The organism is Actinopolymorpha singaporensis (genome assembly GCF_900104745.1).
Lineage (GTDB): Bacteria > Actinomycetota > Actinomycetes > Propionibacteriales > Actinopolymorphaceae > Actinopolymorpha > Actinopolymorpha singaporensis.
In genome coordinates, this window is record NZ_LT629732.1 from 1,521,683 (window position 1) to 1,534,481 (window position 12,799).

The 12,799-nt window shown below is 72.3% G+C and carries 13 protein-coding genes; 11 read left to right on the top strand and 2 right to left on the bottom strand.

The genetic code is table 11. The features are described 5' to 3' along the window. The first annotated feature begins 168 nt into the window (after window positions 1–168). Together purF and purM are read left to right on the top strand one after the other, a co-directional pair. On the top strand, window positions 169–1,659 hold the full coding sequence (gene purF / locus BLU27_RS06870; protein WP_092651675.1) for an amidophosphoribosyltransferase: 1,491 nt from the start codon (window positions 169–171) through the stop codon (window positions 1,657–1,659). 58 nt (window positions 1,660–1,717) lie between these two features. After that, window positions 1,718–2,806, top strand: coding sequence for a phosphoribosylformylglycinamidine cyclo-ligase (gene purM / locus BLU27_RS06875; protein WP_092651677.1), 1,089 nt, complete (start codon window positions 1,718–1,720; stop codon window positions 2,804–2,806). 15 nt (window positions 2,807–2,821) lie between these two features. On the opposite strand, the gene BLU27_RS06880 is transcribed toward purM, so the two are convergent. Beyond that, window positions 2,822–3,028 carry a DUF3073 domain-containing protein gene (locus tag BLU27_RS06880; RefSeq protein ID WP_092651680.1) on the bottom strand — a complete coding sequence of 69 codons (207 nt, stop codon included), beginning with the start codon at window positions 3,026–3,028 and terminating at the stop codon, window positions 2,822–2,824. Between the two features lie 545 nt (window positions 3,029–3,573). Between BLU27_RS06880 and BLU27_RS29510 the strand changes: the two genes are divergently transcribed. Further along, entirely contained in the window at window positions 3,574–4,440 is an 867-nt protein-coding gene (locus tag BLU27_RS29510) for an NAD-dependent epimerase/dehydratase family protein (RefSeq protein WP_172804896.1), read from the top strand. A 135-nt stretch (window positions 4,441–4,575) separates the two neighbouring features. Beyond that, window positions 4,576–5,253, top strand: a complete 678-nt coding sequence (locus BLU27_RS06890) for a ThuA domain-containing protein (RefSeq protein ID WP_157728279.1) — start codon at window positions 4,576–4,578, stop codon at window positions 5,251–5,253. A 99-nt stretch (window positions 5,254–5,352) separates the two neighbouring features. Here the strand turns inward: BLU27_RS06890 and BLU27_RS06895 are convergent, their stop codons facing one another. Next, entirely contained in the window at window positions 5,353–6,435 is a 1,083-nt protein-coding gene (locus tag BLU27_RS06895; RefSeq protein WP_092651686.1) for a Glu/Leu/Phe/Val dehydrogenase family protein, read from the bottom strand. A gap of 135 nt (window positions 6,436–6,570) precedes the next feature. Here BLU27_RS06895 and BLU27_RS06900 point away from each other — a divergent pair, with 135 nt between their 5' ends. The 7 genes from BLU27_RS06900 to BLU27_RS06930 all read left to right on the top strand — a co-directional run bounded on the left by BLU27_RS06900 (window position 6,571) and on the right by BLU27_RS06930 (window position 12,714). Then, window positions 6,571–7,401, top strand: coding sequence for a DUF8083 family protein (locus tag BLU27_RS06900; RefSeq protein WP_157728280.1), 831 nt, complete (start codon window positions 6,571–6,573; stop codon window positions 7,399–7,401). Window positions 7,402–7,641: 240 nt separating this feature from the next. Beyond that, window positions 7,642–7,860 (top strand): BldC family transcriptional regulator, encoded by a 219-nt coding sequence (locus tag BLU27_RS06905; RefSeq protein WP_092651690.1) that lies wholly within the window; start codon window positions 7,642–7,644, stop codon window positions 7,858–7,860. A gap of 322 nt (window positions 7,861–8,182) precedes the next feature. Beyond that, on the top strand, window positions 8,183–9,091 hold the full coding sequence (locus tag BLU27_RS28840) for a DUF4129 domain-containing protein (protein ID WP_197681714.1): 909 nt from the start codon (window positions 8,183–8,185) through the stop codon (window positions 9,089–9,091). Next, window positions 9,088–9,723: a hypothetical protein gene (locus BLU27_RS06915; protein WP_092651691.1), complete on the top strand. Its 636-nt coding sequence runs from the start codon at window positions 9,088–9,090 to the stop codon at window positions 9,721–9,723. Before BLU27_RS28840 ends, BLU27_RS06915 begins: the two co-directional genes overlap by 4 nt. Then, window positions 9,720–10,760, top strand: coding sequence for an AAA family ATPase (locus BLU27_RS06920; RefSeq protein ID WP_241827824.1), 1,041 nt, complete (start codon window positions 9,720–9,722; stop codon window positions 10,758–10,760). Before BLU27_RS06915 ends, BLU27_RS06920 begins: the two co-directional genes overlap by 4 nt. Continuing rightward, on the top strand, window positions 10,757–12,103 hold the full coding sequence (locus tag BLU27_RS06925) for a DUF58 domain-containing protein (RefSeq protein WP_092651693.1): 1,347 nt from the start codon (window positions 10,757–10,759) through the stop codon (window positions 12,101–12,103). The genes BLU27_RS06920 and BLU27_RS06925 overlap by 4 nt, the downstream gene beginning before the upstream one ends. Continuing rightward, window positions 12,100–12,714, top strand: a complete 615-nt coding sequence (locus BLU27_RS06930; RefSeq protein WP_092651695.1) for a hypothetical protein — start codon at window positions 12,100–12,102, stop codon at window positions 12,712–12,714. Before BLU27_RS06925 ends, BLU27_RS06930 begins: the two co-directional genes overlap by 4 nt. Window positions 12,715–12,799 lie beyond the last annotated feature (85 nt).

Genomic DNA, 12,799 nt, shown 5'->3' on the forward strand with positions numbered 1-12,799 from the left:
CCGCGTCCGCGGCCGATCGGGTTCGGACCAGCTACCGGCGCGCAGCGTGGCCGCACGCGGCGCGCTCCCCGGCGCATCCCCCGTGCAGCACCGGGCGCACCCCCGGGCGCACCCCCCCGGGTGCACGCCCCGCGCGGGCTGTCCGGGACACCTGGTTACACTCGAACCGTGCCGGGCGGCGACGGACTGCTCTCATTCGACCTTCATCCCGACGACAAAGGCCCGAAGGACGCCTGTGGCGTCTTCGGAGTCTGGGCGCCTGGGGAGGAGGTCGCGAAGCTTACCTATTTCGGGCTCTATGCCCTGCAGCACCGCGGCCAGGAATCAGCGGGCATCGCGGTCAGCAACGGGCAGCAGGTGCTCGTCTACAAGGACATGGGCCTGGTCTCCCAGGTGTTCGACGAGGCGATCCTCGAGTCGCTCGTCGGCCACCTCGCGGTCGGCCACTGCCGCTACTCCACGACCGGGGCGAGCGTGTGGGCCAACGCCCAGCCGACGTTCCGGTCGACGAGTGCCGGTGGGCTGGCCCTGGCCCACAACGGAAACCTCACCAACAGCGCGGACCTGCTCGAACTCGCCGCGAAACGGGCGGCCGAGGCCGATCTCGCCGAGTCGCCCGCTGACCGGGGCTCGACCAACGACACCGGCCTGATCACCCGGCTGCTCGCCACCTACCCCGACCGGCCGCTGCTGGACGCGGCGCAGGCGGTGTGCGCGGAGCTGCGGGGCGCCTTCTCGCTGGTGTTCATGGACGAGAACACGCTGTACGCCGCCCGCGACCCGCAGGGCATCCGCCCGTTGGTGATCGGCCGGCTGGGCGCCGGCTGGGTGGTGGCCAGCGAGAACGCCGCCCTGGACATCGTGGGCGCTGAGTTCGTCCGCGAGGTGGAGCCGGGCGAGCTGGTCGCGCTCGACGGCGACGGCGTACGCACCCGGCGGTTCGCGCCCGCGGAGCCCAAGGGCTGCCTGTTCGAGTTCGTCTACCTCTCCCGCCCCGACACCAGGATCTCCGGACGTTCGGTGCACGAGACCCGGGTCGAGGTCGGCCGCCGGCTGGCCCGCGACTTCCCCGTCGAGGCCGACCTGGTGATCCCGGTGCCGGAGTCGGCGACGCCGGGCGCCATCGGGTACGCCGAGGAGAGCGGCATCCCGTACGGCCACGGCCTGGTCAAGAACAGCTACGTCGGACGAACCTTCATCCAGCCCAGCCAGACCCTGCGCCAGCTCGGTATCCGGCTCAAGTACAACCCGCTGCGCGAGGTGATCGAGGGCAAGCGCCTGGTCATGGTGGACGACTCCATCGTGCGCGGCAACACCCAGCGGGCACTTGTCCGGATGCTCCGCGAGGCCGGCGCCAGCGAGGTGCACGTCCGGATCGCCAGCCCTCCGGTGAAGTGGCCCTGCTTCTACGGCATCGACTTCGCCTCCCCCAAGGAGCTGATCGCGGCCGAGCAGACCGTGGACGAGATCTGCGCCTCGATCGGTGCGGACTCCATCGGCTTCATCTCGCTGGAGTCGCTGACCGAGGCGAGCAGCGTCCCCGCCGACCGGTTGTGCCGGGCCTGTTTCGACGGCAGCTATCCGGTGCCGATCCCGGAGGCCGCCAGCCGGCACGGAAAGTTCCAGCTCGAGGTCGTTGGCCCCGCCGCGGGCAACTGACGCGAGCCCTACGCCCACGTCCGTACGTGAGCCGCACCCGACGAAAGGACACCCAGCAGTGACCCAGTCCGCGGAACCCAACAGCGGGCAGACGTCGGGGGCGTCCTACGCCGCGGCCGGTGTCGACATCGAGGCCGGTGACCGGGCCGTCAGCCTGATGCGCACCTGGGTGGAGAAGACCCGGCGGCCGGAGGTCGTCGGCGGGGTGGGCGGCTTCGCCGGCCTGTTCGACGCCTCGGCGCTGCGCGGCTACCGACGGCCACTGCTGGCGACCTCCACCGACGGGGTCGGTACGAAGGTCGCGATCGCCCAGGCACTGGACAAGCACGACACGATCGGCTTCGACCTGGTGGGCATGCTGGTCGACGACCTGGTTGTCTGCGGTGCCGAGCCGCTGTTCCTGACCGACTACATCGCCTGCGGCAAGGTCGTACCCGAACGCATCGCGGCCATCGTCAGGGGCATCGCCGAGGCCTGCGTGCACGCCGGCTGCGCTCTGGTGGGCGGGGAGACCGCCGAGCACCCGGGGCTGCTGTCGCCGGGGGAGTACGACGTGGCCGGGGCGACCACGGGGGTGGTGGAGGCCGACGAACTGCTCGGTCCGGACCGCGTACGCCCGGGCGACGTGGTGGTGGCGATGGCCTCGTCCGGACTGCACTCCAACGGCTACTCCCTGGTCCGGCACGTGCTCGCGGCGTCCGGGCGGGACCTGACAGACCACGTGGACGACCTGGGCCGCACGCTCGGGGAGGAACTGCTGGAGCCGACCCGCGTCTACGCCAAGGACTGCCTGGCGCTCAACCGCGAGGTCGACGTACACGCGATGTCGCACATCACCGGTGGCGGGCTGGCGGCGAACGTCGCCCGCGTGCTCCCGGCAGGCGTGGAGGTCGAGATCGACCGGTCGACGTGGACTCCGCCGCGGATCTGCACCCTGGTCGGGGAGTGGGGCCACGTCGAGCAGTCCGAACTCGAGCGGACGCTCAACATGGGTGTGGGCATGGTTGCCCTGGTGAACGCAGACGACGCCGATGCCGCGGTCGGCGTTCTTGCCAACCGCGGCATCCACGCGTGGATCGCCGGGAAAGTGCTCGCAGGCGAGGGTTCAGCGCATCTCACGGGCAGCTACGGAAGGAGCTGCCCGTGATGAGGTCGGCCGTGGTCAGCGGCGACGTGCGATGCGATAGTCCTCGTCGGCCCCGTCTTCGTCAGGCTCGTCGGGGTCATCCTGCCCGCCACGAACGTTGCCGTTCGCTTCCTCACGACTCGACAGCTCTCGCTGCAGCGCTTCGAGGTCGGTGTCGTGGGTGCGGTACTTCAGCTCCCGGGCGACCTTCGTCTGCTTGGCCTTAGCACGGCCGCGCCCCATGGGTCGACCCCCTCGCACAACATAAACCGGGGCAACACGTCATGGACGTGTGCCCTCGGGCTCACGGTCTCATCTGCTCGTGGGTCAACGGTACCGGCATGTGCCCGGATCGTGCACCTGGGGTGGGTCCGGATCATCCCGCGACGCCGCGACGGGCCGGAGGGGACGTGCCGGAACCAGGAGATTCCGTACGTCGTGCCCTGCTCGGCCCGCCACGGTCCTGCCCCGCGGGGAAAGGGCCCGCCTCCGGCCCTGAGCAGGCCCTGAAGCGGTCCTGGGCGGCTGCTGGGCGGGTGCCGGCGGGTTCCCCGGGGGGACGGATTGCCGGCCCGCGCGAGAACGGACGCACCCGGTTGATCGGGTCGCACAGGGAGGGCGCCTGTCCGGTTTCGGGCAGGCGCGGAAGTGACGCGGATCCGTCGCGGAGCCATCGCGGAACCGTCCAGGGGGACGGAGTCCGGGATCGGGCACGTCCGTCCGTCCGCCGGAATCGCACCGAACGCTCCCGGCATGGTGCGATAGAGGTGGACTGGCGAAGAGTGCCGATGACCCAACGACACGACGGGACGGGCGACCAGCGGATGACCCAGCGCAGTGTGCTGCTCACCGGAGCGGCAGGCAACGTGGCCCGGCTCCTGCTACCCGGTCTCGCCGGTTACTCGCTCCGGCTGACCGACCGGCCGGACCGGGCCGGTTCGATCCCGGCCGACTCCGCCGGGGCGGCGCTGGTCGGCACGGACGAGGCACCGACCGCCGACCCGGGCTCCGTCGAGGTCCGCCCCGGCGACCTGGCCGATACGGACTTCGTGGCCGCCGCGGTCGCCGGCATGGACACCGTCGTGCACCTGGCCGCCGACCCCAGCCCCCAGGCCTCCTGGGAGGACCTGCGAGGGCCGAACTTCGACGTGGTGGCGTCCGTCCTGGAGGCGGCGCTGGCGGCCGGGGTGCGCCGGGTGGTGCTGGCAAGTTCGGTGCACGCGATGGGCGCCTACGTTCGCCGCGGCGAGGTGCCGATCGACCCGGCGTGGCCGCCGTCGCCGTGCTGCCTGTACGGCGCGAGCAAGGCGTTCACCGAGGCGATCGGGCGTACGTACGCCTACCGCACGGACCTGTCGGTGGTGTGCCTGCGGTTCGGGGGCGTCCAGCCCCGGCCGGGCTCGGTCGGCGGGCTGCCGTCCTGGATCGGGCCGGAGGACCTGCGGGCGCTGGTGGTCGGCGCGGTGGAGGCCGACGCCGCGAAGGTGCCGTTCGGCGTCTACCACGGGATCTCCGCCAACACCCGCCACGAGTGGGACACCGGCAACGCCACCGCCGACCTCGGCTACGCGCCGGCCCAGGACTCCGAGGCGTTCGCCGACTCGGTGGACCCGGACGAGGAGCGCGGGCTGTGCGCGGTCGGTCCGCTGTCCTAGCCGCAGCCGACAAGTTTCGCACCACCAGATCCCCGTGAGGCCCGTACCCGACACACCGGCGTCTCGGTGTTACGTCCTCGCGGTCCCGCCGGCCGGCGACCCGTCAACCGCCGGCCACCTCTCGTAGGAGGAAACGTGAGCGAGCAGGGAAAGATCCGCGTCCTCGTCTGGTCCGAGCACACCGCCCCCAAGGAGTGGTACCCGCACGACATCAACGGCGCGGTCGCCGACGGCCTGCGCCAGGACAAGGACCAGGGGTTCCAGGTGAGCACGGCCGAGCTCACCGACCCGGACCAGGGCGTGTCCGAGGAGGTGCTCGCGCAGACCGACGTACTGGCCTGGTGGGGACACCTCCTGCACGGGCACGTCCGCGACGCGACCGTCGACCGGATCGAGCGGCACGTCAAGGAACGCGGGATGGGCTTCCTCGCCCTGCACTCCTCGCACATGGCCAAGCCGTTCACCCGGCTGATCGGTGACGACGGCCGGATCGGCGGCGTGAAGCACGACGCCGGCCCGGAGTCGATCAAGGTGCTGGCTCCGGAGCACCCGATCGCCGCGGGCGTGACCGACTTCGCCATCGAGGACGAGGAGATGTACGACGAGGAGTTCGGCTGCGGCAAGCCGGACACGGTGGTGTTCCACTCGACGTTCCCGGGCGGGCACGAGTTCCGGTCCGGGTGCGCGTACACCGTCGGCAACGGGCGGGTGTTCTACTTCCGGCCGGGCCACGAGGAGAACCCCACGTACTACCGGGACGACGTACGCCACATCATCCGCAACGCCGCCCGCTGGGTCGCCGGCCGCTCCTGACCTGTCCCCGGCGCTCGGCGCGGGAGAACAGCACCGCGACGACACCACACGACCGCGGGTCCGGCCGGAGTGCCGGGCCCGCGGTCGTGTCTGACCCGGTCAGCTGGTCGGCCCGCCGAGCCACAGCGGCCGGCCGCGGCCCGCGTCGGCCATCCGGCGTTCGGCCAGCCGGTCGGCGGCGACCACGGGGGGTACGCCTTCGGCGTCGGCCGCCTGCAGGACCTCCCGGGTGGTGTCGAGGATCCGTGCAGCACGGGCCCTCGCCCGTTCGAAGTCGAACCCGTGCAGCTCGTCGGCCACCTGGATCAGGCCGCCCGCGTTGACGAGGTAGTCGGGCGCGTAGAGGATGCCGCGGTCCTGCAGAAGCTTCTCGATACCCGGGTGGGCGAGCTGGTTGTTGGCGCCGCCACAGACGATGCCGGCCCGCAGCCGGGGCACGCTGGTGTCGTCCAGCGCGCCGCCGAGGGCGCAGGGTGAGTAGACGTCGAGGTCGGCCTCGACCAGCGCCATGGTGTCGGTCACCACGTCGATCTCGGGGTGCTCCTGGCGTACCCGCTCCACGGCGGCCTCGCTGACGTCGGTGATCACGGCTTCGCCTCCGTCGGCGAGCACGTGGTCGAGGAGGTGCCGGCCGACCTTGCCGACACCGGCGACGCCCACGCGGCGGCCGCGGAGGGTCGGCGTCCCCCACCGGTGCTCGGCGCAGGCGCGCATGCCCTGGAAGACGCCGAACGCGGTGAGCACGGAGGAGTCGCCGGCGCCGCCGTGTTCGACGGTGCGGCCGGTGACGTGGCGGGACTCCTGGGCGATCACGTCCATGTCGGGCGAGTACGTGCCGACGTCGCAGGCGGTGATGTAACGCCCGCCGAGGGACTCGACGAACCGGCCGTAGGAGCGCAGGAGCGGCTCGGTCTTGTCCCGGTCGGGATCCCCGATGATCACGGCCTTCCCGCCGCCGAGGGCGAGTCCGGCCAGGGCGGCCTTGTAGGACATCGCGGTGGAGAGGTTGAGGGCGTCGGCCACGGCCGCGTCCTCGCTGGGGTACGGGTGGAACCTGGTGCCGCCGAGCGCCGGCCCGAGAGCCGTGGAGGAGATCGCGATGATCGCCTGCAGGCCGGTCGTCTCGTCGGCGCAGAAGACCAGCTGCTCGTGGCCGGGGTGCCGGCCGAAGAACTCCGTCACGTTGGTGACTCCTCGCTGCTGCGTGCCCGCAGGGGGTGGGGCGGGCCGTCCGGATCCACCTTAGAGCGGATAACGGCTGCTCAGGATCTCACTGGACAGGTGCCGCGAACCAACGGAGAGGTGCACGATGGGAGCATGCGGACTTCGGTCGTCACGCCGTACTGCTGCTACCTGCGGGTTTACGAGCCGCTGGGCGCATTCCCGGCCCGGGAACGGACATCGTGGGAAGCGCAGGTCCGGGTGCCCGAACGTCCGGAAACGTCGTCTTTGGCCGTGGCCGAGCAGCGGGAGTCGCTCGCCGCCTTGTTACCGATGCTGCCACCTGGTGCCGTGTCGCGGGCGCGTCGCGCTTATGCCATGGAGGTGGGGGGCAACCTCCTGCTGTGTCCGGACGAATCCGCCCTTCGGGTCCGCCAGGCACTCGGTGATCTCATGATGTCGTTGCCTGAGCACGTGCTGCGGGTCCTGCTGCCCGCGGGCGGCCTGGACCGTGTCGACTTCGACGCGCTCAGTGAGGACATGTGTCCGCCGGACGCAGAACCCCACATCCTGACCGCGCGCTGGCACGTTCCGCTCGCTTGGTTCGTCATCTTTGGTGATGAGGACCGCAGTATCGGGATGGATCCTGTGGAGCTTCGCTACCGCGCACCCATGGTGGAGGCGCGCCGCCGGCTCAGCCGTGCCCACCGGCTGCTGACCCGGGCTCGTCCCGAGTGGGAGATGGAGCCGCTTCGCACGCTCGGCCGCTGGATCGAGTCGTTCCATCCGCACAGCTGGGTGGAGTTGGACTACGGCGGCCTCGTGCGGCTGATGGGCTCGGAGCGGATCACCGCGGACCGCTCCGCCAGGGATGTGGCTGCCGCCCTCCAGGCGGTGGCGAAGGGTGACGACGAGGAGGCGATAGGGATCTACCACCGCCTACGGAAGCAGTGGTGGGAGCTGCGCGAAAAAGAGCGCGCATCGTGAAACACTGGAACAGGTCCGGAAATTCTGGCAAAACTGGGCGGAACGACCGGATTCGGGTTACGGTGAGTCACGTGAGGAGAGGGGTGGACTAGTATCACTACGTCACGTGGGGGATGCATAACGCGGCGTGACCAAAGTGGTGCTTGTCCTGACACAAGCCTCTGTCCTCGATGAGGGATTCGATGCACCATGGAGGGTGCGGGACGGACGAATGTCCGGTTCTCGTGGAGGAGGCCGCTCATGACGACACGTACGCCGGAGACCGAGTCTCTGCTGACGCCGGCAGAGGTCGCGGCCATGTTCAGGGTCGACCCCAAAACAGTGACCCGGTGGGCTAAGGCAGGCAAGCTCAGCTCGATCCGGACACTTGGGGGACACCGGCGTTACCGTGAGTCCGAGGTGCGAGCGCTGCTGGCCGGGGTACTCCCCGAACAGCGCGGGGGAGCCGAGAGCCGCTGAGAAGGTGGTTGTCTCACGCTCGGACACGCAGGTACTGACGAGGTGGCGGTCCATCCCGATGAGGGAGGGGCCGCCACTTTCGTGTGTACGGACAGTTTCGACCGCAAGCGTGAGGGCGGTGAGGCCGGACCTTCGGCGGGTCGTCGGACCGCGAAGCCCGGCCGCACGAGTTGCATCACGCTGAGTGAATGCCGAGCACGTCACCGGAGCGGCTGTCAGGGTCCGGCCAGATCGTTGCGGATTCGCGATTGGCGGGGCCGAACGTCGTCCGGCAGGCTGACGACGCTGACCGTCGAGGTGCCGGGGGACGGAAGGGGCGGCTGTGCGTGCACGCGGACCGGCGGCCCGCTGGGCCGGCGCGGCCATGGTCGCCATGGTGCTGGTGCTCCTCGCCGCCGGCGCCGTCGGCCTCGGCTGGCAGGACCAGATCTCCCTGGACACCCGGCAGATCTCGGCGAAGACGATCGTCGCGATCTTCGGGGTGCTGCTGGGCCTTGGCCTCGCGCTGTTCGTCGCGGCGCTGCTCGTCGGGCCCTCGCTTCGCCGCGGGGACCGACCGCAGCGAACCGGCGGGCTGAGCATGGTGATCGGCGCCGTGGTGATGCTCGCGATCGTGCTGGCAGTCTTCGCCTTCCGTGACCAGATCCAATCGGCCCTGCAGAACCACGGCGCCACCCCCACGACGCCGCCCACCGCCCCGCCGGCCGGTGCCGGGGCCGCCACCGCCGCGCCACGGCCGCAGCCCGGCGCTCGCCCCAGCTGGAACTGGCCGGTCGCCGTCGCCGCCGGGTTCGTCGCCGGGCTGATCGCTCTCGCGCTGGCCCTGGTCGCTCGCCGGCAGGCTCCGCAGCCGCAGGAGGCCCTGGCCGAACCGTCCGCGGCGGAGGTGCACGCGGTGGTCTCCGCCGGCCGGGCCGCGTTGGCCGACCTGGACGAGCCGAGGGCGGCCGTGATCGGTGCGTACGCCGCGATGGAGGAGGCGCTCGCACGGACGGGGGTCGCTCGCGCTGCCGCCGACACCCCGGCCACCCTGCTCCGGAGGGCGGTGGACGCCGGGCTGTTCAGTTCCGCGGGCGCCGCCGCGGCGGAGGAACTCACCGGGCTGTTCCGGCAGGCCCGCTACACCCGGCGGGAGCTCGACCCGCAGGTGCGCATTCGCGCGGTGGACGTACTCGGCCGGCTGGACAGCGAACTACGCGTGGCGGCGACCCGGGACGAGGCGGACAGGTGAGGCAGCTTCGCCCGATCCTGGTCGTCCTGCTGCTCGCCGCGACCGCCACCCAGCGGTTGCAGGGACTGCTGCTCGGGCTCACCGTCATGGCCGTGTTCGAGGTCCTCGGAGCGTTGCTGCGGCTGCAGGGCCCCGAACGCCCGCGCCGCCGTCCGTTGTGGGACTGGCTTCGGCGGCTGCCGTTCCCGCGGCGTCGGCGGAGGAGCTCGGCGGGATCGTTCCCGGCGTACGAACGGATCGTCGCCGACATCGGCTGGGCGAGGTTCTCCCGGCGCGACTTCGACGTCGGGCTGCGCGAACGCCTGCTGGCCGCCGCGTCGGTACGGCTGGCCGAGGGGCACGGCGTCGACCTGGCCGCAAACCCCGAGGCCGCCCGCCGGCTGCTGGGCGAGGAGGCCTGGGACCTGCTGGGTCCGGAACGGTCGGCGTCGACCGACCGGACCGCGCCCGGGCCTGACCTGAGCACGCTGGACCGGCTGGTCGGCACCCTCGAACGCCTTCGCCCCGAGGCGAGCCCCGAGACAAGCACCGAGACAAGCCCCGAGGCAGGTCCCGAGGCGGGCCCCGCAAGTACCGAGCCGAATCCCGCGACCGGTCAGGTCGACCGGCCGGAAAGGAGCACCTCACCGTGACGACACCGCAGAACCCGTCGGCCACGCACCACCCACCGGCCGCGCAGGACCGACCGGCGCTGAGCCCGGAGCAGACCCGGGAGCGGGCGCTGGCCGTCCTGGCCGAGATGGAACGCGTGATCGTCGGCAAGCGCGGACCGCTCACCCTCGTCCTGCTCGGCATCCTCGCCGACGGCCACGTTCTGTTGGAGGACCTGCCCGGCCTGGGCAAGACGCTGCTCGCCCGGTCGTTCGCGCGGGCGCTCGGCCTGCGGTTCACCCGGGTGCAGTTCACGCCGGACCTGCTGCCCCAGGACCTCACCGGTGCGTCGATCTACCACCAGAAGACCGGTGAGTTCGCGTTCCGCGAAGGTCCGGTCTTCACCCAACTGCTGCTCGCCGACGAGATCAACCGCACGCCGCCGAAGACGCAGGCCGCCCTGCTCGAGGCGATGGAGGAACGGCAGGTGTCCGCCGACGGGGTGACCCGCGCACTGCCCGCGCCGTTCGTGGTGCTGGCCACGGAGAACCCGATCGAGTACGAGGGCACCTACCCGCTGCCGGAGGCGCAGCTGGACCGGTTCGTGCTGCGTACCCGGCTCGGCTACCTCACCGCCGAGCTGGAGGCGGACATGGTGCGCCGCCGGCTGGACCGGGGCGCCGAGCGGCCGGTACCGAACCAGGTCGTGGAGCCGGCCGAGCTGGCGGCCATGAGCGCGTCTCTGGAGCAGGTCGAGGTGCACGACGACGTGCTGGCGTACGTCGTGGCGCTGGTTCAGGCCACCCGCGAACACCCCAAGGCGCAGGTCGGCGCCAGCCCGCGCGGCACCCTGGCGGTGACCCAGCTGGCCCGGGGCGCCGCGGTGCTGGCCGGCCGCGACTACGTCACGCCTGAGGACGTGCAGCAGGTCGCTGTCGCCGCGCTCGGGCACCGGCTGGTGCTGCGGCCGGAGCTGTGGGTACGCCGGGTGTCCGGCGAGGACGTGATCACCGAACTCCTCGGCCGGGTGCCGACGCCCAGCACCCGGGTCTTCGACCGCACCGGCGCCGCCCGGTGACCACGCCGCCGCCGGCGCCGGAGCTGACACCGCCGAGGGCGACGCCGCCGCCGACGCGGCCGGCGTCGCCGTTGCCGGGCGTCGAGGTCACGCCGACCTGGCGGATGAGCAGGCTCGCGGTCCGGCTGGCGGTGTTCGGCGCGCTGGCGCTGGTGGCCGGCATCGTCGCGGCCCGGCCAGAACCCGTCCTGGTGGCCGCGCCCTGCCTGGTCGCCCTGGTCGTCGCGCTGCGCCGGCCACGGCCGGAGACGGTCCGGGTGGAGGCGGCCCTGTCCGAGCCGCGCAGCTTCGAGGACGAGGACGTCGAGGTGCACGTCGTGGTGCGCGCGGAGGAGGTGCTCGGGGAGATCGGGCTCGACCTGGCGCTGCCGCGGACGTTCGAGGTCGACGGACAGCGGGCGTGCCGGGAGTTCGAGGTACGGAGCGTGTCGCACACCTGGACGGTTCGGGCGCGGCGGTGGGGGCGCTGGCGGGCGGGGCCGCTGCGGTTACGGGTACGCAGCCGCGGCTGGGGTTACGTCGGGACCGCCACGCTCTCCCTGGCCGAGCTCACCGTCTTCCCGCCGCCCTCCGCGGTCCGCGAGGTCGCCGTACCGCCCAGGCTGCTGGCCCGGGTGGGCAGCCACGTGGCCAGGCGCGCCGGCCCCGGGGTGGAGTTCGCGGGAATCCGTACGTACGCCCCCGGTGATCCGGTGCGCCGGGTCAACTGGCCGGTGAGCACCCGCCGCGACGAGCTGTACGTCAACGAGTACGCCGCCGAGCGGGCCGCGGACGTGGTGGCGGTCGTGGACACCACCGTGGACCTCGGGCCGTTCGGGCGGTCCTCCCTCGACCTGGCGGTGCGCGGGGCGGCGACGGTGGTCCAGGCATACCTGCGGTACGCCGACCGGGTGGGGGTGGTCACGCTCGGCGGCGCGCTGCGGTGGCTGGCGCCCGACGTCGGGACCCGGCAGTACTACCGCATCGTGGAGACCCTGCTCGCGTCCCGCGTGGACGAGAGCTACCTCGAGCCGGACGTCGCCCACTTCCCGCCGCAGGCGCTGCCGCCGGGCGCGCTGGCGTTCGTGTTCACCCCGCTGGTCGACGCGCGCGCCGCCGAGGCCGTACGAGACCTGCGCGAACGCGGGCACCCGGTGATCGTGGTCGACGTGCTGTCCGCCGAACCCGAGCCCTCGCCCCGGGAGCCGGACAGCGAGCTGGCCGTGCGGGTCTGGCGGCTGGAGCGGGAGGTCCTGCTGCACAGCCTGGCGGAGATGGGCGTGACGGTGCTGTCCTGGGACGAGGAGGTCGGCATCGCCCTGGACCGGGTGCGGCTGGAGCCGCTGATGGGAGGTGCCCGATGAGGATCGGTCCGCTCACCGCGGCATCGGCGGCCGGGGCGTGCGTCCTCGGGTTCGTGGTGGTCCTGCTCGAGGTGCTGCCGCCGTCGGCGCTGGTCTGGGTCGGGCTGCCCACGGTGGTGGCGCTCTGCCTGGGATACGGGGGCGTGGTCGGAGCCGGTGTCCGGGGCCTCCGCGGTGTCGCGGGCATCCGGCGGCTGGGCGTCCTGGCCGACCTCGGGCTGGGGGCGTTCGGCACGACCGGGCTGGCGCTGGCCGCACTCGGCGTCATGCTGTCGGCCGACAGCGGGCGGTTGCCGGTGCCCACCGCAGCCGTGCTGGGGCTGCTGGCGCTGGCGTACCTCGTGCTGGTGGAACTCGCCCAGTCCCTGGCAGGGGAGGACGGCTGGCAGCCCGAGGGCACCCGGGCCGCGGGGTCCGGAGCGACCACGGCCGGGCTGCCCGGCTGGGTGCGGACGGTCGCACCGCTGCTCGCCGCCGGGCTCACCGGTGCGGTGGTGCTGTCGGTCGTCGTCGTACTCCCGCTCCCGCCGGCCGCCTGGCTGGTGGTGACCGCACCGGCGATCCTGGCCGTCGCCGTCATCCTCGCCCTGCCGCGCCGCTCCGGCCGCTGAAAAGGAGTCCGGCCCGCCGCTGAAACGGCCCCGGCCCGGCACGAAGTGACGCGCCGGGCCGAGAGCTTGGCCGGTCCTCGGTAGG

Bases quoted from the DNA above. Each gene is read 5' to 3' on its own strand.
- BLU27_RS06905 (WP_092651690.1), top strand. From the start codon at position 7,642: ATGACGACACGTACGCCGGAGACCGAGTCTCTGCTGACGCCGGCAGAG.
- BLU27_RS29510 (WP_172804896.1), top strand. From the start codon at position 3,574: ATGACCCAACGACACGACGGGACGGGCGACCAGCGGATGACCCAGCGC.
- BLU27_RS06880 (WP_092651680.1), bottom strand. From the start codon at position 3,028: ATGGGGCGCGGCCGTGCTAAGGCCAAGCAGACGAAGGTCGCCCGGGAG.
- BLU27_RS06900 (WP_157728280.1), top strand. From the start codon at position 6,571: ATGCGGACTTCGGTCGTCACGCCGTACTGCTGCTACCTGCGGGTTTAC.
- BLU27_RS06930 (WP_092651695.1), top strand. From the start codon at position 12,100: ATGAGGATCGGTCCGCTCACCGCGGCATCGGCGGCCGGGGCGTGCGTC.